This is a genomic window from Micromonospora citrea (assembly GCF_900090315.1).
GTDB classification, from domain to species: Bacteria; Actinomycetota; Actinomycetes; order Mycobacteriales; family Micromonosporaceae; genus Micromonospora; species Micromonospora citrea.
Genome location: NZ_FMHZ01000002.1, coordinates 3,785,468 through 3,803,202, shown reverse-complemented (window position 1 = coordinate 3,803,202; position 17,735 = coordinate 3,785,468). Strand labels below are relative to the sequence as shown.

Here is a 17,735-nt window from a genome sequence, read left to right as displayed (position 1 = left end):
CCGATCCGCGGCGGAGCGCCCGGCGGTCTGCAGCGGAGCGCCCGATTCGGTTCGGCTGCGGCGTGTCCCGGCCGGTCCGCAGTGGACCGGTCGGACACGCCGCCGTCATCGCGATCCCGTTCAGCCGCAGCGCCAGACGACGGCCTGGATCGTGCCCGACGCGTCGTCGGACTGCCCGCCGATGGTGCGCCCGTCATCGCTCACCGTCGTCGCGATCGTGGACAGGCCGTCCGCCCGCTCGGTCAGCCCGGGGAGCGCCACCGGGGCGGCGTCGGTGACGAGCACCGCGCGCCCCCGCTTGTCCGTCCCGAGCTGCCATCCCTGCGCGTTGACCGTACCCGCGTGGGGCTGCAACTCGCCGAACACGCGCACCTCGCCGGTCCGGACGTTCCACCGCACGACCTGCGTCCGGGCCAGCTCCGGCCCCATCCCGCCAACCGCCGGGGGGAGCTTCTTGCCCTTCCCCGCGCGGACGACGTCGCCGGCCAGCCCGGTCGCCCAGCCGTTCCGGATCGCGAAGACCCGGGCGCCCGGGTTCTGCACCCCGTCGACGCGCGGGGTCGGAAGCGCCCGGTGCGTGCCGTCGGGGAACCAGACGTACGCCTGCTCCCCGCCGACGGTGCCGACCACCGTGCCGTCCTCGTCGATGTCCCTGGCCGAGACCTCCGACGTGCCGGCGGGCACCGGCAGCCGGATCGGCTGCGCGGTCGCCGACGGCCAGACCAGCGCGGCGCTACCGCTGTCGTCGTCGCCCACGATGGCCCCGGCGTCGTTGATCGCGTACGCGGACCCGCGCCGCACCCCGGGCAGTTTCGACACCTTGCCGTCGCGATAGACGTACGGGACGGGGCCCGAGTCCGCCTCGTCGCCCCCGGTGTAGCTCCAGCCGACCGCCGTGCCCGTCGAGTTCACGTCCCGCAGCAACTCCTCCTGGTCGCCAGGCAGCAGCACCTTCCGGGCCTCGCCGTCGTGCCAGATGACCGCCTGGTAGCCGCCGCCCTTCGGGTACGAGCGCCCGACGACGTAGCGGCCGGTGGGGTCCGCGCCGCTGACCAGGGCCATCGGCGCGCCGTCCGGGGCGGGCAGCCGTTCGAGCGTGCACCGGGTGGGCGGGGTCGCCGCCGGTGCGCGCCAGCCCTCGGTACCGGGAATCGTGTAGGCCGGGGCGGCGGCCTCGCTGGCGTGCGGGGCGGCGCTCGCCGCGGTGTGCGACGGGGACTGCGCGAAGACCCCGCCCACGACCGAGACGCCCGCGACGGCGAGCGCGGTCACCGCCGCCGCGCCCGCGTAGCCCACGCCGCGCACCCGGCGGCGGCGTCCGGCCGCGATCGCGCGCCCGATGTCCACGGTGGAGGGCGTACGCGGCTCGTCGTCGAGCGACCGAAGCAGATCGAGTTCGGATGACATCATCGGCTCCTCAGTTAACGGCGGAGTAGGTTGCCAGCTCCCGCTCACCGAGCAGGCGCCGCAGCGTGGCCAGCCCTCGGGACGTCTGGCTCTTGACCGTGCCGGGCGAGCAGCCGAGCATCTCGGCCACCTCGTCGACCGGCAGGTCGTGGTAGAACCGCAGCACCAGCACGGCCCGCTGCCGGCGGGGCACCTGGCTCAGCGCCGCCCGGACGACCTGGCGCTCCTCCACGCCGTGGTCCTCGAACGGCGGCGGCTCGGGTGCCTCGCGGAACAGCCGGACCCGCGTCCACGCCAGCCGTCGCTCGCTCAGGTACGTGCGGACCAGCATCGTCCGGACGTACGCGTCGATCCGGTCGGCGGCGCGCGCCCGCCGCCACTTCACGTACAGCGTGGTGATGGTCTGCTGGACCAGGTCGTCGGCGCGATGCTCGTCGCCGGCCAGGAGGAACGCCAACCGCCGGAGCGCGGGGATCCGCGCCGAGACGTAGTCGACGTACTCCTGCTCCGTGCCATCGCGCATCGCTCGTCCCTCCGCTGGGTCACCACCCCTCAGACGGCAGCGGGCGACCGCCCGGTTGTCACGCCCCACGGGTTGGTTTCCGTGGCCGGGACGGCCACCGGTCGGGTCGCGTGCCGCGCCGGCGCCCGGTCCGGTTCGGCCGTCCGGGCAACCCGGCGGGCGGCCGGACCCTTCTTAGGGGCGTGAATGTCTCCATGGATGAACCCGGAAGACGCGGGCGCGGCCGCCGGCTGACGCTCGCACTGCCCGCCGTCGCGGTACTGCTGGCCTCGCTGGCGGTGTCCGGCGTCGGCGTCGCGGGAGAGGCGAGCCGCCCGACCGGCGCGGCGGACGCCGCCACCCCGTCACTGCTGCCGGACGGGCGGACCTACACGGTGACGCTGCTGACCGGCGACGTGGTGACCGTACGGGGGACGTCGTCCGGCTGCCCGGCGGTGACCGTGCGCCCGGCCGGCGGGAGCGGCGTGCTGAGGCGCAGTTGCGGCCCCGACGGGCACGTGCGGGTGGTCCCGGCCCGGGTGGCGTCGATGGTCGGGCGGACCCTGGACCCGGCCCTGTTCGACGTGACCGCGCTGATCCTCGACGGGTACGACGACGGGCGCAGGAAGGACCTGCCGCTCATCGTCCGGCCCGGTGGCACCGCACGCGGGCTGACGACCGACCCGCTCGTCGCGGGCCTCTCCGGAGCCCGCGCGCTGCCGAGCATCGCCGCGGTCTCGGGTCGCCGCCCCAAGGCGACGGGCGCGGAACTCGTCCGGTCGTTGTCGGCCCGCTCGGCGACGGTGCGCTCCTCCGGCCCCGCGCCGAAGGTGTGGCTGGATCGGCGGGTGCGCGCCACCCTCGCGCCCGCGGCCGTCACCGAGCAGGAGCCCGCCTCCCGCACGCCACGCGCCACTCTCGCGCCGGCAGCCGTCACCGAGCGGCGGGAGCCGGCCCCCCGCACGCCCGCGGCCACGGAGCGGTGGGACCGCAACCTGCGCCAGGTCGCCGCGCCGCAGGCGTGGGACGCCGGGTACACCGGCGAGGGCACGCGGGTGGCGGTGCTCGACACCGGCGTCGACGCCACCCACCCGGACCTCGCGGGACGGATCGCGGAGAAGCGGGACTTCACCGTCGACGGCGGCGACGCGGGCGACCGGGTCGGCCACGGCACCCACGTGGCGGCCACGATCGCGGGCAGCGGCGCGGCCTCGGGCGGCACGCGCAGGGGCGTGGCGCCGGGCGCGCGCCTCGTCGTGGGCAAGGTCCTCGACGACAACGGCGACGGCACCGACTCGCAGGTCATCGCCGGGATGGAATGGGCGGCGAGCCGGGCCCCGGTGGTGAACATGAGCCTCGGCGGCTGGGCGCCGAGCGACGGCAGCGACCCGCTGTCGCTCGCGCTCGACGCGCTGTCCCGGCAGACCGGGGCGCTGTTCGTGGTCGCGGCCGGCAACTCCGGCTCCGCCGACCGCACCGTCTCCTCGCCGGGTGCCGCCGCGACCGCGCTGACCGTCGGCGCCGTGGACGACGGCGACCGGCTCGCCGACTTCTCCAGTCGCGGGCCGTTGGTCGACTCCCACGTCGCGAAGCCCGAGCTGGTCGCGCCGGGAGTGGAGATCGTCGCGGCCCGCGCCGCCGGCACCACCATGGGTCGGGCCGTCGACGCGCGCTACGTCGCCGCCTCCGGCACGTCGATGGCCACCCCGCACGTCGCCGGCGCGGCCGCCATCCTCGCCCAGCGCCACCCCGACTGGCGTGCCGAGCAGCTCAAGGCCGCGCTGGTGGGCGCCGTCGATCGGATCGCCGACGGCGACACGTACGCGAGCGGCGCCGGACGGCTCAACGCGGCCCGGGCACTGTCCGGCCTCGTCAGCGCCCAGCCGGTGGTGCACCTCGGCACCTTCGCCCACCCGCAGTCCGGCACGGCGGAGGCGAAACTGGCGTGGGTCAACACCGGCACCGGCGCGGCCTCGGTCGCCCTCGACGTGGCGGTGACCGACCGGCACGGCGTTCCGGGCCCGGCCGGCGCCGCCACCCTGTCGGCCGGTCAGGTGCGACTCGCCGCGGGCGACGGCGGCGGCGTCACGCTGCGCGTCGACCGCGCCGCGTTCGCGGCCCGCCCCGGCCTCCATTCGGCCGTCGTCACGGCCCGCGTCGGCGACGGCGTGGTGTCGCGTACGCCGGTGACGTTCCTCGTGGAGCCGCCCAGCCATGATCTCACCGTCGCCACGACCGCGATCCCGGGCGCCCCGGACGACGCGATGAAGTGGGTCAGCGTGGCGGTGGTCAATCTCGACGACCGGGCCGTGTACGCCCGGCTCGAGGAAGGTGAGCCCGGTGACACGCTGACCTTCCGGGTGCCCGCCGGCCGGTACAGCGTCATGGCCTCGTTCATGTCCTGGACGGAGGGCGACGAGCGCGCGGTCCTGGCCGGCGATCCGGACGTGGACGTCGCGGGCGACACGCCGCTTCGGCTCGACCTGTCCCGGGCCCGGCGACTCGCGGCGAGCGTCGACGGCGTCGCCACCGAGGCCAACTCGATCGGCCTCACCTACCTGCAGACGCCCCGCCGCGGCCCCGGCTGGAGCGACCTCGCCTTCGCCTGGGGAGACGCGGCCAGAGCGGGGAACGTGTCCGTGGTGCCGAACGACGGGACGGGCCTCGGCACCTTCCAGGCGTACGCGGCCTTCGGTCTCGACGCGCCGGGCAGCGGGCGGAGCCCGTACCTCTACGACCTCGTCCACCCGTTCGGAAACGGCATCCCCGAGGATCCGACCTACCGGGTGACCGCCGCCGAGCACGCCACCCTCGCCCGGATCGACCAGCGTTTCCACAAGCTGGACGCGCCGGAGCACGACACCTCGCACAAGCGGTACGGGCTCGGCCCGGAGGGCGTGTTCATCGCCGAGAACTCCACCGACCGGCTCTCCGGCGACCGCACCGACTACGTGTCGCCCGGCTTCGACTGGGTCGACGAGGCGTTCTGGCGGGGGGTCGTGACCCAGGAGGGGCTGCGGCGGTACGCGCCGGGCAGCCGGCAGGAGAAGGTGTGGGTCCGGCAGCCGCTGCGCTCCGACTGGTACGACCACCCGGCCGGTTCCCCCAGCGAGTGCCAGCCGCTCGCGCCGCGCCGCACCAGCGGCAACCTGCACGTCGAACTCGTCACGCTGACCGATCAGCACGGCAGGTTCGACTGCCTCGCCGACGGCATCGACCTCGACATCGCCCGCACGCTCACCCTGGAGCGCGACGGGCGGACGGTGGGCCGGGTCGACGCCGCGGTCGCCGACTTCAGCGTCCCGCGGCGGGCCGCCGACTACCGGCTGACCTACGACATCGACACCAGCGCGGTCCTGCCGGTGTCGACCCGGGTCACCACCGCCTGGACGTTCCGGTCGGCCGGCCCGAAGGGCACCGGCAGTGTCCCGCTGCCGCTGTTGTCGGTCGACTACGCCCTGCCGTTGGACGCGGCCAACCACCCCACCGCCGGCACGGCGACCTTCACCGTGCGCCAGGCGCACGGCGTCCGGACGCAGGCGGTCACCTCCTTCACGCTGGCCGCCTCCCTCGACGGCGGCGCCAGCTGGCAGCCCGTGCGGGTCGACCGCTCCGGCGACGGCACGTACCAGGCCCGGCTGCCGCAACCCGCAGCCGGCGGGGCGGTCTCGCTGCGGGTGGCGGCGCGGGGCGACGCCGGCAGCGGCATCGAGCAGACCATCATCGGCGCGTACCGGGCCGGTCAGCCGTGAGCGCTGGCTGACGGGCTGACACGTGCACGCGGTCCTCGCCGACCCGGTCGGCGAGGACCGCGTGCGTACCTGACCGTCGGGCCGTCGCGCTGACCGTGGTCCGTGTAGCTCGGCGGTGCGCGGCGCCGCCCGAGGTCCCTGTAGCTCGGCGGTGCGCGGCGCCGCCCGAGGTTCCTGTAGCTCGGCGGTGCGCGGCGCTGCCCGAGGCATGGGCGGCCGAGCGCCGGGTAACCGCCCGGGCATGGCGCGGTACACGAAGCCCGAACTGCGGGAGCAGGTCAAGGACGAGATCATGGCTTCCGACAGGGGCGGCAGGCCGGGGCAGTGGTCGGCGCGCAAGTCGCAGCTGCTCACCAAGGAGTACCAGCGGCGCGGCGGGGGCTACCAGGGCCCGAAGGACGAGCGGCAGAAGTCCCTCCAGCGCTGGGGCAACGAGAAGTGGCAGACCCGCGAAGGTGACACCCGGGCGCGGCACGGCGCCGAGACGAGTCGCTACCTGCCCAAACGGGCCTGGGAGCAGCTCTCCGAGAAGGAACGGCGCGCGACGGACGCCAAGAAGCGCCGGGAGTCGAAGTCCGGCAAGCAGTTCGTCGCCAACACCGAGCCGGCGAAACGGGCGCGCCGGGACGCCACGTCGGTCGCGCGACTGTCGGAGCTGCCGGTCGCCGAGGCGACCAAGCTGGTGCGGGGCCTCGACACCGGCCAGCTCAGGGCGGCGCTGCGACGCGAGCGCGACGGCAAGGGCCGCAAGACGCTCATCCAGCGGCTGGAGTCGGAACTCGACCGACGCTGACCGCGCGGAGCAGGCCGACCGACGCTGACCGCGCTGACCCGCGCTGACGGGGCTGATCCCGGGGGCCCGGCCGCGGCTACGTCCGCACGCGGGCGCCGGCCCGGATCCGCCAACTGACGAGGCTCGCCAGCGTGAGGGCCGCCGAGGTCGCGGCGAAGAGACCCGTCGACTGCTGGTAGCCGAACCGGTTCCCCACCGCGCCCATGAGCGCCGTGCCGAGCGGGATGGTGGAGAAGGCGACGAGTCGCTTCAGGCTGAGGATGCGGGCCCGGGCCTCGGCCGGCGCGGCGTGCAGCCAGACCTGACCGCCCGCCGCGACGAGTATCGAGAACAGCCCACCCACGCAGAACAGGGCGACGACGATGGCCCACGTCGACGCCAGTGCCGAGGCGACGGCGAGCCCCGCACAGATCGACAGGTGGGCGAGGGTCGCCTGCAGCAGCGCTCGGCTGCCGTCGGGCTCGACCGGGCGGGCGCCGATGAGGACGCTGCCGAGGATCATTCCCACGGCGTACGCGGCGAGGGCGCGGCTCGACCAGACGGCCGTCGCCGGTCCGGGGCCCAGCAGGTCGCCGTACCAGGCGGGGAGCATCGCCAGCACCGGCGACACGGCCAGGTTGCTCCATGCGCCGAAGGCGAGCAGGTAGCGCAGGTCCGGGCGGGCGGTGACGTACCGCCACACCCGCCTGGTCGACATCTGCGGGCCGGCCGCCGGTGCCGGCCGTGGAGTGTCCGTCCGGCGCCGGAGGCCGAGGGTCGAGCCGGCCAGGAGGGTGGCGCCGAGCGCCAGTGCGAGCAGGAGCAGCGCCGTGGGTGCCACCGAGTGGGCGTGCCCGAGGCCGATCAGCGCTCCGTCGGCGGGGCGCGCGGTCGACCCACCCGCTCGCGAGTGCGTTGGTGACCAGTGCGACGACACCCGTCCCCCCAAGGACCCAGCCGAGGACGAGGCCGTTGGCGTGGGTCGCCAGCCACCAACTGCTGAGGAACAACAGCGCTCCGGTGCCCACGGACGCGACCACGCTGGGCACCCACGAGCGCAGGAAGTCCTTCATCGGGTGGTGACGGCGCCGCCGTTGAGGTGGATCGTCTGGCCGGTGACGTGGCGGGCCTGCGGCGAGAGGAGGAACAGGACGCAGGCGACCACGTCGGAGAGCGCCCCGACGCGACCGGTCATCGTCTGCCCGCGAAGCTGCTCCTCCCGTTCCCTGGTCATGCCGCCACGGAAGAACTCGGTGTCCGTGACGTACCCCGGAGCCAGGCAGTTGACCGTGATCCCCCGGGTGCCGAGGCGGGCGGCCAGGCCCACGGCGTAGGAGGCGACGGCCGCCTTGGCGGGCCCGTAGAACCCGACCCCGTGCTCGGCCGCGATCGACCCGAACAGCACCACGGAGGCCCCGTCGGCCAGGCGGGACTCCAGCGCCGCGACGGTCAGCGCGGCCGATCGGACGTTGCTGGCCATGGTCTCGTCGAGCAGGGCGGCGACGTCGGCGAGGCTCTCGGGTTCGGGGCGGCCGATGGCCGGGTTGCCGCCCGCGCAGAGGACGAGCCCGTCGACCGGCTCCGTGACCGACTCGGCGAGCCGGCGCGCGTCGGCCGGGTCGGAGTTGTCACACGCCAGGAACTCGATCCCGCCCCCGGCCTCCTGGGAGAGAGCCGCCAGCGGGGCGGCCCGCCGCCCGGTGACCAGCACCCTGTCTCCCCGCTCGTGCAGCGCCGACGCGACTGCGCGACCGATGCCGGTTCCACCGCCGGTGACCACGAACATGACGCCCTCCGTTAAGGCCTAAACGTTGCTATTAAGAGCTTAACGTACACTGGTCGGGTGAGCACAGGCACCGACAGGGCCGGCTGGATCGAGGCGGCCTGGCGACGGGAACGACCCGACCTCGACCCCTCGTCCATCGCGGTCGTGACGCGCATCTGGCAGCTGGCCAAGGTGTTCTCCGACGAGCGGCGCCGCCTGCTCGCCACCCTGGACATCGACCCGGCCCTGCTGGACCTGCTGGGCACGCTCCGCCGGGCGGGCCACCCCTACACCCTCTCCACCCGCGAGCTCGCCGAGCAGACCCTCGTGACGCCGGCGGCGATCTCCCAGCGCCTGACCAGAGCGGAGCGACAGGAGTGGGTGACGAGGACACCCGGCCCGGACCGCCGGGTGCTGGTTCAGTTGACCGACGGCGGTCGCGACCTCATCGACCACGTCGCGGGGCAGATCTTCGACCGGGAGCGGGAGCTGCTGGCGTCCCTCACGGCCGCCGAGCAACGCCAGCTCGCGACGCAACTGGAGCGCCTCATCCACGCGATCGCCGAACCGGGGCCCATTCCCACCGTGGGCGCGTAGCGCTCCGGAGCGACTGCCCGCCGATGACGCCACGCGGCACCGGGCGAGGCCGGGCGCCCGGAGGACGCCCCCGCCCGCGCCGACGTCGACGCCGACCGGGAACCGGGGCCACAAGCGGAACGCCCGGTGCGATCCTCGCGGATCGACCGGGCGTTCTCGCTTGTCACGAGCGGTGGCGGCGGGATTTGAACCCGCGGAGGGCGTAAACCCTCACACGCTTTCGAGGTCTGCGACCACCCGCCAGATGCGTCCCGGGATGGCCGCCCAGGCGCAACACTCTCCGACGGACGGCATCGGGCACCGACGTATCGCAGCGAACGAGACCACAACTGAGACCACACGTTCCCTGGGCACAAGAGTCGTTGATCCGACACACGTGCCCATCTCTCGCTGAGGGATACTCGATCTCGCCCGATAAGAAGGTAGATCATGACGTCACCCCTCCTTGCTTATGATGCACTGGCTGGATCAGCGGCAGCCGAGGAGACCAGCTTTCTTGAGAACTGCATTGGGGTCCTAGTCCTAATTGTGGTCGCTGCATTCTTTCTGCGTGGCCACTTCCGCGAACGTTCCGCCATAAGCGATGCTAAAGCGCGAGCCGAGAGCCTTAGCCACTCCGAACGCGACACTGTGGAGCGTCAGGTAATCGACATCGTTTTCAGAGGTCACGATCACTCTTTGAGCATTAGGGAAATCGCTTCCGGCATGAATGAGCACGAGCGATACGCAATCTGCATTGTGAAACCATTAATAAAATGGGGGCAGCTCAAAATTGCCTCTGAAGGCGAAATTCCGTCCTCCGACCTTAACTCGTTTACGGTGGTTGCCGTAACGGCCGAAGGCGACAAACGGCTAAGGGAGCGCGATCCTGTCGTGACTTACAATGAATACCTCTCAGTTGGCGACAATTCCAACGTGGTCAGCAAGAGCATCATCGTCAACTCCAATGTCGGGCAATATCGTAGTCGGTACGGAACAGACACAGTTGAAGCGCTGCGCGAACTTGAGCAGATTGTCAGGGCGTCGAATAACGATGAGGCAGTCGAAGTGCTCGACGGCTTTCTTGCTGAGGCAAGGGCCGATAACCCGAGCCGCACGAGGATGAAGGTTCTGTTTTCCAGCCTTCAGGGGATGGTTCCCACACTTTCCGGGGCTGCCGATCTGGCGACCCGAATCGCCAGCATTTTTTCATAAGATGAAGTTCTCATTGTCGGCGTATGGTCGACCATTCAACCGGAGACACATACTTGGCAAGCCTGCGCATCGCGAGGTAAGCGGTTACCGCGCCAGCTGAATTGTTGCTAACCGCCGCCACCAGCATTCCTGATTGCCAAGCAGCCATGATGACTTCCCGACCGTACGGCGTCGTAGGCTACTGCCCGTGAACAGGCTCGACGCCCTGCGGCCACACCGGAGTGAACACCCCCGCACTGCCGCGAATGAGACCACAACTTAGACCGCTGCAAGGGCCTGGTCGGCTAGCTAACTCGCTTGCGCCTGAGACTCCACTAGTCGGCCGGAGGCGACCCGCTGGACTCGCCGACCTCAACGATCCTTTGAGAAGCCGCTCAGCTTAGTGCTTACGCTGTTGATTTCAACATATGCTGAATACATCCGAGGCATCACCATTATGAATACGAGTAGAATATAGCTGCTCAACCCTCCGCCGAGAGCGGCCCAAATTCCCTCCAGGGCTCCCCGGTCAGAGGTAGAGACGTTCATTCCAACGACCAGAACTGCCGCATCTATAGCACACACGAGTGACCCTGCAAGCAGGTGCGCAGCAGTTTCGTCGAGCGACTCTCGCTCAACCACGAACCGCGCATCCTCACCATCATCGAACTTTTCTAACCACTCGGTCAGCTTGAGGCGAAGCGTAGAGAGATGGGTGAAGGTGCTGAGCATGCCTCCAGCCAGAAGCGCCACGGCGGTCAGGAGCGGCGTGGGGGCGGCCAAGCCTGTACCTGACCACAACATGAGGACAAAAACGCCTACGGGCGCAGCTAGGATGCAGCGGGCGACCCAATCCGGACGATACGTGCGGTATCGCCCATCGCTCAAGCCCTTCCAGTGACCCCGCAGGACTGGGACGATGTTGAAGCGGCTGAGCACCGGTCGCCCCCTCTAGCTACTGCGCAGGCCAGTCGATAGTCAGGTTGGCTGCCGCCTGGAGCCTCTGCGCCGTCTGTTTGACCAAAGCGTAGAACGTGGGTGTGTCACTTCTGTCTCCGCGCGGCTGGGCATAAGTGAACACTTCAGACATTCTCGTCGGGCTCACCTTTTTTGTTTTTTCGTCGGCGTCGCTCAGGACCACCCAACCATCGTCCACGTCCAAATTGGCGATCTCGGGACCAACAACCGCCGCAAGCTGCTTCGCCGCTTCCTCATCTGTCGTCCAATCCGACACCTCGCCAGAGGTTTCGGCCACGCTCGTGCGCCGTATCCATCCCTTGACGATCTGAGCAATCTGGGCCGCCATCCCTTCATCCACCACAGGGGCAGATACGCGGAAGCGTTCTTGTTGCCTGGTTCTGGCAGAGGTAATGGAGAGCTTCACGAGTTCTAATTTGTTAGCGTTACCCTCGCTAATCATCTGAATTAGACGAGCTTCGTCAGCCAGAGGGTGAACTATCGGCCGCCACCATGGAGCCTCCTTATCGGGAGTTGAACTAGCCACGGCCTCCCCCCGCGAACTCCACCGCAACCACCGAGTGATAGCAGAAACCGGTTGCGAACGGCTGATGTCTTCCACAGCGAGAATGCCGGTGAAGCCGTCATCAGGTAGCGCCAACACGAGCCGAAATCGCTTACTTGCGGCCTTGTCCCGAATGTCGGCGTCTTGCTCCGCCCCAGCGGCACTGAGCGCCTTTTCATGACTACCGAATTTGCCAGACAAAACCGTCGCTCGGATCGTTCTGTCGACTACGCGAACCTCTTCAACGCGGAAAGCCGGCTCATCAACGTAGCGCTGTACGTCGCCCTGCGATTGGTCGTTGACCACACCGAGGACGTCAGTGGAGTTGAGAGGAGCATCTCCAATCATGGTTTGCTGCGACAAGGACTTGAGGAGGCGTTGCGCGACATCTACATAGTGCTCGCCACTACAGTCCTTGAAGTTGACCGCTTTGCGCTTGTCGCCATTGGCGATCTGGAACGTGTAGAGCCGGTACCCGTAGTTTGCCATCCACATCCCCCACGCATAGACGAGGTTCGCGTGGTGTTATTGTAGCGAATGTTTCCAGTTTCGGCGTTCCCTCAAGTCGACGAAGCCAGGCGGACACGCCGCGTGTCACATTGACGACACTAGGATTACACAAATCGGAACCCGCATACTAAACGAACAGATCAGGTAAATCCGCAAAATTGGGTTACATATGCTTCATTGATCCTCTCATGCCAGCAATAGGCGGTCGACAATTTCTCGCACGGTGTCAACTACAGCATCCGCCCCTGCTACTCGCAGCGAATCCGCCTTGGCAGCTTTGTTCGCATAGCCGATGACCTTTACGCCTGCGGCGAGGGAGCCCGCAATATCTGATGGCGAGTCGCCTATTAGGACGCAGCGGTGGGCCGGTTCACCAACGGCTCGCACCGCTTGAAGGATGGGTTCAGGGCTGGGTTTCATTCGATCCGGGTCGGCATAACTTCGGCCGATGACCGGCGAGACATGCGCGGCGAGCCGGTGCGCCATTAGATAGGCACTCACAGCCCCAGCCGAGTTGTTACTTACCACTGCTACGGACATCCCAGACTGCCGCGCCGCCACGATGACCTCCCGACCGAAAGGCGTCGGCTCAGCAGTCTTAACAGCTCGACACTCGGCTGAACACAAGGCGTCCTCTACCGCCTCCGTGACCCGCCGGTCTCCGACCACCGCGGCCCGGCGCAGTACCTCAAGCGGGTCCGGCTCGCTGGCCAGTTCCGGCGGCACATCGACGCCGCACCGCCGTAGCACGTCGACCAACTCGGCGGCGACCTGCGGCGCCGGGTAGTTGGCGAAGATGTTGCACACCGGGCCGTCGAAGTCGAGCAGCACCGCCCGGCATCGGCCGCACCACGATGTACGCGCTCGTCAAGACCGGTCAGATCCGCACGGTCACGATCGGCCGTCTCCGGCGCGTTCCGGCCTTCTGCCTTGACGAGTACGTGCAGAACCTACTCACCGAAGAGACCGCGCTAGAAAACGCTGCCTGAAAGAGACGGGGAACTTATGGGAAAACGCAAGCCCAACGGCGCATCGAGCATCTATCAGGGCAGCGACGGCTACTGGCACGGCCGCGTGACGGTCGGCATTAAGGACGACGGCAGTCCCGACCGCCGCCACGTTCGGGGCAAGACCGAGGCCATCGTCACTCGCAAGGTGCGCGATTTGGAGCGCGACCGCGACAAGGGCACCGTCCGCAAGGCGGGACAGTCATGGACGGTCAAGACATGGCTGACGCACTGGGTGGAGAACATCGCCGCGCCGGCCGTTCGTGACAACACGATCGCCGGCTACCGGGTCGCCGTGTACCGGCACCTGATTCCCGGACTCGGTGCGCACCGCTTGGAGAAGTTGCAACCCGAGCACGTGGAGAAGCTGACCCGCAAGATGCAGGCCGCCGGCAGCGCCCCCGCCACCGCCCATCAGGCCCACCGCACGCTGCGGACCGCACTCAACGAGGCGGTGCGCCGGCAACACCTGGTGCGCAATCCTGCCAGTCTGGCGAAAGCTCCCCGCCTCGAAGACGAAGAGGTCGAACCGTATTCGGTGGAGGACGTTCAGCGGCTATTGCTCGCCGCCAGCGAGCGCCGAAACAGTGCGCGATGGGAAATCGCGCTGGCGCTCGGATTGCGGCAGGGTGAAGTGTTGGGCCTGAAATGGGATGACATGGACCTCGACGGCGGGATACTCACCGTTCGCCGCGCCCGGCAGCGCCCCAAATGGAAGCACGGTTGCACGAAACCGTGCGGCCGGAAGTTTGGCGGTCACTGCCCGGACCGGCAGCCACTACGCGCGGAAACCGCCGACACGAAATCGCGGGCCGGTCGGCGCAGTATCGGCCTTCCGGATCCGTTGGTTGCCCTGCTACGCCAGCACCGGAAAGAACAGGACGCCGAGCGCGAGACCGCCGCGCAGCTCTGGGCGGATACCGGCTATCTGTTCACCACGCCGACCGGCGGCCCGGTCAACCCGCGCACCGACTACACCGAATGGAAGCGGCTGCTAACCCGCGCCGGACTGCGCGATGGGCGGCTGCACGATGCCCGGCACATGGCGGCAACCGTGCTGCTGATTCTCGGCGTGGCCGAGCGTGCCGTGATGGGCATCATGGGGTGGTCGGACTCCGGCATGGCCCGGCGCTACCAGCACCTCACAGGACAGGTCCGACGAGACGTGGCCAAGCGGGTCGGTGGTCTGCTCTGGCAGCCCGCGCCGACGGCTGACCACGACCCGGACGACGGCGGGGCCGGGGTGCTCAGCAAGGCGTCGTGAGGACAATTGAGACCGAAACTGAGACCACGACAGGGAAACGCCCGGTGACTCATGGAGAGTCGCCGGGCGTTCCGCCTGTTCAGCGAGCGGTGGCGGCGGGATTTGAACCCGCGGAGGGCGTAAACCCTCACACGCTTTCGAGGCGTGCTCCTTAGGCCACTCGGACACGCCACCGCCGACGAGGGTACAGGACGCCGGGTTCCGACGCCGAACCGGCATCCCCGGGGGCGGCCTGGCAGGATCCTTGCCATGAGTACGCACATCGGCGCGAAGCCGGGAGAGATCGCCGAGCGGGTCCTGATGCCGGGCGACCCGCTGCGGGCCAAGTGGATCGCGGAGACCTACCTCGAGGGCGCCACCTGCTACTCGACCGTCCGGGGCATGCTGGGCTTCACCGGCCGCTGGAACGGCGTCGAGGTCTCCGTCCAGGGCTCCGGCATGGGCATGCCCTCCGCCTCCATCTACGCCCACGAGCTGGTCAACGAGTACGGCGTGAAGACGCTGATCCGGGTCGGCTCCTGCGGCGCCCTCTCGGAGGACCTGCGGCTGCGCGACGTGATCGCGGCGATCGGCTCGTCCACCGACTCGAACATGAACCGGATGCGCTTCGACGGGCTGATCGACTACGCCCCGGTCGCGGACTTCGGGCTGCTGCGTACGTCGGTCGACGTGGCCGAGCGGCGCGGGATCAGCATGCGGGTCGGGCCGATCCTGGCGGCGGACGCCTTCTACACCGACCGCCCGGACCTCTACGACACGCTCGCCGACTACGGCGTGCTGGCGGTGGAGATGGAGTCGGCGGCGCTCTACACGATCGCCGCCCGGTTCAAGGCCCGCGCGCTGACCGTGCTGACCGTCAGCGACCACATCAAGACCGGCGAGAAGACCACCTCCGAGGAGCGCGAGCAGACCTTCAGCCAGATGGTCGAGATCGCCCTGGACACGATCGTCGCCTGACCCTCCGGCGTCTCCCGCCGCCCCGCCGAGCCGCTCCGGTTCGGCGGGGCGGCGTCGTCTCGGCGTGCTTCCGCCCGGGCCCTCGGCGCGGGACGGGTGACCACCGTCACGCGGAAAAACTATACGACCGGTCGTGCACATTCATTAGTCTCCTCCCCATGACAGTCGACGGACGCCTGGCGCGCGGAGACCGCACCCGCGCCGCCGCGCTCGACGCCGCGGTGGTGCTGGCCACCGAGGTCGGCCTGCACGGGCTCTCCCTCGCCCAGCTCGCCGACTCGCTCGGGGTCAGCAAGTCCGGCCTCTTCGCGCACTGGCGCTCCAAGGAGGCACTCCAACTCGCCACCGTCGACCGGGCGGTCGAGCAGTGGCAGGAGCTGATCGTCGCGCCGGCCCTGCGCGCGCCTGTGGGCGTGCGGCGGCTCTGGGCGCTGCACCGGGCCCGGATCGACTTCTACGCCGCCCGGGTGCTCCCCGGCGGCTGCTTCTTCGCCAGCACCGACTTCGAGTACAACGCCCGACCCGGCCCGGTCCGGGACCGGCTCGCCGAGGTGTTCGGCCGCTGGACCGCGTTCCTCGAACGGCTCGTCCGGGAGGCCGTCGACGCCGGCGAACTGCCCGCCGACACCGACGTCGCCGAGCTGGCGTACGAGATCGACGCGCTCGGGATCGCCGCCGCGATGCGCTCCCGGCTGCTGGACCCCGACACCACCTACCGGCACGCCCGCCAGGGCCTGCTGAACCGCCTGCGGGCGCTGTGCCCCGATCCGACCCTGCTAACGGAAGGCCACCCATGAGCCACGCCATCATCGAACAGCCGGCCGTCGAGTTCGGTCACGTGGAGCACGTCACGGTGCACTTCGACGACCTCGACGCCCTCGGCCTCCTGCACAACGCGCGTTACGCGGTGCTGCTGGAGCGGGCGCTGACCCCGTACTGGGCGGAGCGGGGCATCTCCTTCTCGGGCGGGCGGCAGATCGCCCCCGACGCGTTCCACGCCGTACGCGAGTTCAGCATCACCTACCGCGCCCCGATCACCGGCACGGGGCCCGTGGCCGTGCACTTCTGGCTCGAACACTTCGGCACCAGCAGCGCCGAGTACGCCTACCGGTTCCGCTCGACCGACGGCGGCACCGTCTACGCCGAGGGCCGGCGGGCGATCGTCCGGCTCGACCCGGCGACCCGGCGACCCACCCCGTGGACCGAGGCCGCCCGCGCGGTCGCCGCGACCCTGCTTCGCCCCGCCCCGGCCCCGGCCTGAGCGAGGGAGCCGAACCGCGTCCCGCCCCGCCGGGCAGAGGCGGCGGGTCAGCGGAAGAAGGCGCGCAGCACCGCGGCGCTCTCCGGCTCCAGCACGCCGCCGTAGACCTCCGGCCGGTGGTTGAGCCGGCGGTCGCGCAGCACGTCCCAGAGCGATCCGGCCGCCCCCGTCTTCGGCTCCCAGGCGCCGAAGACCACAGTGGACACGCGGGCCAGCACCAGCGCGCCCGCGCACATCGTGCAGGGTTCGAGGGTGACGACCAGCGTGCAGCCGTCGAGCCGCCAGCGGCCCAGCCGCTCGGCGGCCCGGCGCAACGCCAGCACCTCGGCGTGCGCCGTGGGGTCGCCGGTCAGCTCCCGCTCGTTGCGCCCGATCGCCAGCTCGGCGCCGTCCGGCCCGTAGAGCACGGCGCCGACCGGGATGTCGTCGGGCCCGCCCTCGTCGTCGCCCGGGCCGGCGGAGGCGGGACCGGTGACGGCGACCTCCAGCGCCCGGCGCATCCAGACCTCGTGCCGCTGCCGCCGGCCGGCGCCGTCCGGGTCGGCCAGCCCTTCCCGCGCGCCGGGCCCGACCCGGCCGGGCGAACCCGGGGTCGGCTGCCCCGGCCGTACGGTCCCCAGGGCCGGATCGGTGGCGTCGGCCGGCTCGCCGCCGCCTGCCCCCGCGCGTCCCGGCCCCACGCGTCCCGGCCCCACGGACCCGGGCCCGTCAGACCTCACGCAGCTCCTCGACCTCGTCGGCGCAGCCGAGCACCTGGCACACCTCGGCGGTGACGTCGGCGGGCATCATGCCCTCGTGCGCGCAGAGGTTGAGCAGCTTCTGCGCGGAGATGCCCAGGTCTGCCAGGATGTCGGCGTCGCCGACCGGGTCGGCCTCGGGGTCGACCGCGGGCTGCTCGGTCTCCTCGTCGCCGGAGGCGGCCGGGCGCGGCTCGTCGGTGTCGTCGAGCCCGGTCACCGAGGTCTTCAGGTCCCCGACCAGCAGCGCGCCCAGCCGGGACTCCTCCGCGTACGCGGAGTCGGAGCCGAAGACCCGCAGGTCCTCGCCCTCGTCCAGACGCAGGATCACCAGGTAGGCGTCGTCCGCCTCGACGAAGAGCAGCGACAGGTCGGCGTCGGAGTCGACGTCGCGCAGCCGGTCGGCGACGTCGTCAACGTCGGTGACACCCCGCAGGTTCACCTCGGCGGCGGTCCAACCACTGTCGTCACGCACGACCGCCGCAGCGAAGTACGACACGGTCCCCCCA

At 70.4% G+C, this 17,735-nt stretch carries 18 protein-coding genes, 1 tRNA gene and 1 pseudogene; 9 read left to right on the top strand and 11 right to left on the bottom strand.

Features of this window, described 5'->3' with window-relative positions:
* Window positions 1-120: 120 nt before the first annotated feature.
* Window positions 121-1,407 carry a hypothetical protein gene (locus GA0070606_RS17405; RefSeq protein ID WP_141721724.1) on the bottom strand — a complete coding sequence of 429 codons (1,287 nt, stop codon included), beginning with the start codon at window positions 1,405-1,407 and terminating at the stop codon, window positions 121-123.
* A 10-nt stretch (window positions 1,408-1,417) separates the two neighbouring features.
* Complete coding sequence (locus tag GA0070606_RS17400) at window positions 1,418-1,930, bottom strand: SigE family RNA polymerase sigma factor (RefSeq protein ID WP_091101181.1); 513 nt, start codon at window positions 1,928-1,930, stop codon at window positions 1,418-1,420.
* Between the two features lie 194 nt (window positions 1,931-2,124).
* On the opposite strand from GA0070606_RS17400, the gene GA0070606_RS17395 reads away from it, so the two are divergent.
* Both GA0070606_RS17395 and GA0070606_RS17390 read left to right on the top strand, forming a co-directional pair.
* A complete protein-coding gene (locus GA0070606_RS17395; protein ID WP_245724726.1) occupies window positions 2,125-5,661 on the top strand; it encodes a S8 family peptidase in 3,537 nt (1,178 codons plus the stop codon).
* Window positions 5,662-5,902: 241 nt separating this feature from the next.
* On the top strand, window positions 5,903-6,454 hold the full coding sequence (locus GA0070606_RS17390; protein ID WP_091101178.1) for a DUF5872 domain-containing protein: 552 nt from the start codon (window positions 5,903-5,905) through the stop codon (window positions 6,452-6,454).
* A 76-nt stretch (window positions 6,455-6,530) separates the two neighbouring features.
* Here GA0070606_RS17390 and GA0070606_RS17385 read toward each other — a convergent pair whose 3' ends face one another.
* Window positions 6,531-7,274, bottom strand: a complete 744-nt coding sequence (locus tag GA0070606_RS17385; protein WP_091101174.1) for an MFS transporter — start codon at window positions 7,272-7,274, stop codon at window positions 6,531-6,533.
* Window positions 7,275-7,502: 228 nt separating this feature from the next.
* A complete protein-coding gene (locus tag GA0070606_RS17380) occupies window positions 7,503-8,219 on the bottom strand; it encodes an SDR family NAD(P)-dependent oxidoreductase (protein WP_091101171.1) in 717 nt (238 codons plus the stop codon).
* 57 nt (window positions 8,220-8,276) lie between these two features.
* On the opposite strand from GA0070606_RS17380, the gene GA0070606_RS17375 reads away from it, so the two are divergent.
* Window positions 8,277-8,795: a MarR family winged helix-turn-helix transcriptional regulator gene (locus tag GA0070606_RS17375; protein ID WP_091101168.1), complete on the top strand. Its 519-nt coding sequence runs from the start codon at window positions 8,277-8,279 to the stop codon at window positions 8,793-8,795.
* A 429-nt stretch (window positions 8,796-9,224) separates the two neighbouring features.
* Window positions 9,225-9,989, top strand: coding sequence for a hypothetical protein (locus GA0070606_RS32040; protein WP_141721722.1), 765 nt, complete (start codon window positions 9,225-9,227; stop codon window positions 9,987-9,989).
* A gap of 15 nt (window positions 9,990-10,004) precedes the next feature.
* On the opposite strand, the pseudogene GA0070606_RS33360 reads toward GA0070606_RS32040, so the two are convergent.
* The 4 genes and pseudogenes from GA0070606_RS33360 to GA0070606_RS17355 all read right to left on the bottom strand — a co-directional run.
* Window positions 10,005-10,161: pseudogene (locus tag GA0070606_RS33360) on the bottom strand (haloacid dehalogenase); the annotation flags it as partial.
* Window positions 10,162-10,340: 179 nt separating this feature from the next.
* Complete coding sequence (locus tag GA0070606_RS17365) at window positions 10,341-10,907, bottom strand: hypothetical protein (protein ID WP_091101164.1); 567 nt, start codon at window positions 10,905-10,907, stop codon at window positions 10,341-10,343.
* Between the two features lie 16 nt (window positions 10,908-10,923).
* Window positions 10,924-11,979, bottom strand: a complete 1,056-nt coding sequence (locus GA0070606_RS32035) for a hypothetical protein (protein WP_141721720.1) — start codon at window positions 11,977-11,979, stop codon at window positions 10,924-10,926.
* 207 nt (window positions 11,980-12,186) lie between these two features.
* The gene (locus tag GA0070606_RS17355; protein WP_091101156.1) at window positions 12,187-12,831 is read right to left on the bottom strand and encodes an HAD family hydrolase; all 645 of its coding nucleotides are present in this window, start codon (window positions 12,829-12,831) and stop codon (window positions 12,187-12,189) included.
* Between the two features lie 23 nt (window positions 12,832-12,854).
* Here GA0070606_RS17355 and GA0070606_RS34120 point away from each other — a divergent pair, with 23 nt between their 5' ends.
* Window positions 12,855-12,989, top strand: coding sequence for a hypothetical protein (locus tag GA0070606_RS34120; RefSeq protein WP_483819072.1), 135 nt, complete (start codon window positions 12,855-12,857; stop codon window positions 12,987-12,989).
* A gap of 16 nt (window positions 12,990-13,005) precedes the next feature.
* A complete protein-coding gene (locus tag GA0070606_RS17345) occupies window positions 13,006-14,271 on the top strand; it encodes a tyrosine-type recombinase/integrase (RefSeq protein WP_091101150.1) in 1,266 nt (421 codons plus the stop codon).
* Between the two features lie 87 nt (window positions 14,272-14,358).
* Here the strand turns inward: GA0070606_RS17345 and GA0070606_RS17340 are convergent.
* Window positions 14,359-14,445, bottom strand: a tRNA-Ser gene (locus tag GA0070606_RS17340).
* A 75-nt stretch (window positions 14,446-14,520) separates the two neighbouring features.
* Here GA0070606_RS17340 and deoD point away from each other — a divergent pair.
* The 3 genes from deoD (at window position 14,521) to GA0070606_RS17325 (ending at window position 16,489) form a co-directional block, all read left to right on the top strand.
* A complete protein-coding gene (gene deoD / locus GA0070606_RS17335; RefSeq protein ID WP_091101147.1) occupies window positions 14,521-15,228 on the top strand; it encodes a purine-nucleoside phosphorylase in 708 nt (235 codons plus the stop codon).
* A gap of 158 nt (window positions 15,229-15,386) precedes the next feature.
* On the top strand, window positions 15,387-16,025 hold the full coding sequence (locus GA0070606_RS17330; protein WP_091101144.1) for a TetR/AcrR family transcriptional regulator: 639 nt from the start codon (window positions 15,387-15,389) through the stop codon (window positions 16,023-16,025).
* A complete protein-coding gene (locus GA0070606_RS17325; RefSeq protein ID WP_091101140.1) occupies window positions 16,022-16,489 on the top strand; it encodes an acyl-CoA thioesterase in 468 nt (155 codons plus the stop codon). Before GA0070606_RS17330 ends, GA0070606_RS17325 begins: the two co-directional genes overlap by 4 nt.
* A 47-nt stretch (window positions 16,490-16,536) precedes the next feature.
* Here the strand turns inward: GA0070606_RS17325 and GA0070606_RS17320 are convergent, their stop codons facing one another.
* Entirely contained in the window at window positions 16,537-16,989 is a 453-nt protein-coding gene (locus GA0070606_RS17320; RefSeq protein ID WP_091107841.1) for a nucleoside deaminase, read from the bottom strand.
* A gap of 208 nt (window positions 16,990-17,197) precedes the next feature.
* On the bottom strand, window positions 17,198-17,725 hold the full coding sequence (locus GA0070606_RS17315; protein WP_091101137.1) for a tRNA adenosine deaminase-associated protein: 528 nt from the start codon (window positions 17,723-17,725) through the stop codon (window positions 17,198-17,200).
* Window positions 17,726-17,735 lie beyond the last annotated feature (10 nt).

What these genes read in the sequence shown, in the direction of transcription:
- GA0070606_RS17405 (WP_141721724.1), bottom strand. Translation starts at nt 1,407, where the DNA reads ATGTCATCCGAACTCGATCTGCTTCGGTCGCTCGACGACGAGCCGCGT.
- GA0070606_RS17400 (WP_091101181.1), bottom strand. Translation starts at nt 1,930, where the DNA reads ATGCGCGATGGCACGGAGCAGGAGTACGTCGACTACGTCTCGGCGCGG.
- GA0070606_RS17395 (WP_245724726.1), top strand. Translation starts at nt 2,125, where the DNA reads ATGGATGAACCCGGAAGACGCGGGCGCGGCCGCCGGCTGACGCTCGCA.
- GA0070606_RS17390 (WP_091101178.1), top strand. Translation starts at nt 5,903, where the DNA reads ATGGCGCGGTACACGAAGCCCGAACTGCGGGAGCAGGTCAAGGACGAG.
- GA0070606_RS17380 (WP_091101171.1), bottom strand. Translation starts at nt 8,219, where the DNA reads ATGTTCGTGGTCACCGGCGGTGGAACCGGCATCGGTCGCGCAGTCGCG.
- GA0070606_RS32040 (WP_141721722.1), top strand. Translation starts at nt 9,225, where the DNA reads ATGACGTCACCCCTCCTTGCTTATGATGCACTGGCTGGATCAGCGGCA.
- GA0070606_RS32035 (WP_141721720.1), bottom strand. Translation starts at nt 11,979, where the DNA reads ATGGCAAACTACGGGTACCGGCTCTACACGTTCCAGATCGCCAATGGC.
- GA0070606_RS34120 (WP_483819072.1), top strand. Translation starts at nt 12,855, where the DNA reads ATGTACGCGCTCGTCAAGACCGGTCAGATCCGCACGGTCACGATCGGC.
- GA0070606_RS17345 (WP_091101150.1), top strand. Translation starts at nt 13,006, where the DNA reads ATGGGAAAACGCAAGCCCAACGGCGCATCGAGCATCTATCAGGGCAGC.
- deoD (WP_091101147.1), top strand. Translation starts at nt 14,521, where the DNA reads ATGAGTACGCACATCGGCGCGAAGCCGGGAGAGATCGCCGAGCGGGTC.
- GA0070606_RS17330 (WP_091101144.1), top strand. Translation starts at nt 15,387, where the DNA reads ATGACAGTCGACGGACGCCTGGCGCGCGGAGACCGCACCCGCGCCGCC.
- GA0070606_RS17325 (WP_091101140.1), top strand. Translation starts at nt 16,022, where the DNA reads ATGAGCCACGCCATCATCGAACAGCCGGCCGTCGAGTTCGGTCACGTG.
- GA0070606_RS17320 (WP_091107841.1), bottom strand. Translation starts at nt 16,989, where the DNA reads ATGCGCCGGGCGCTGGAGGTCGCCGTCACCGGTCCCGCCTCCGCCGGC.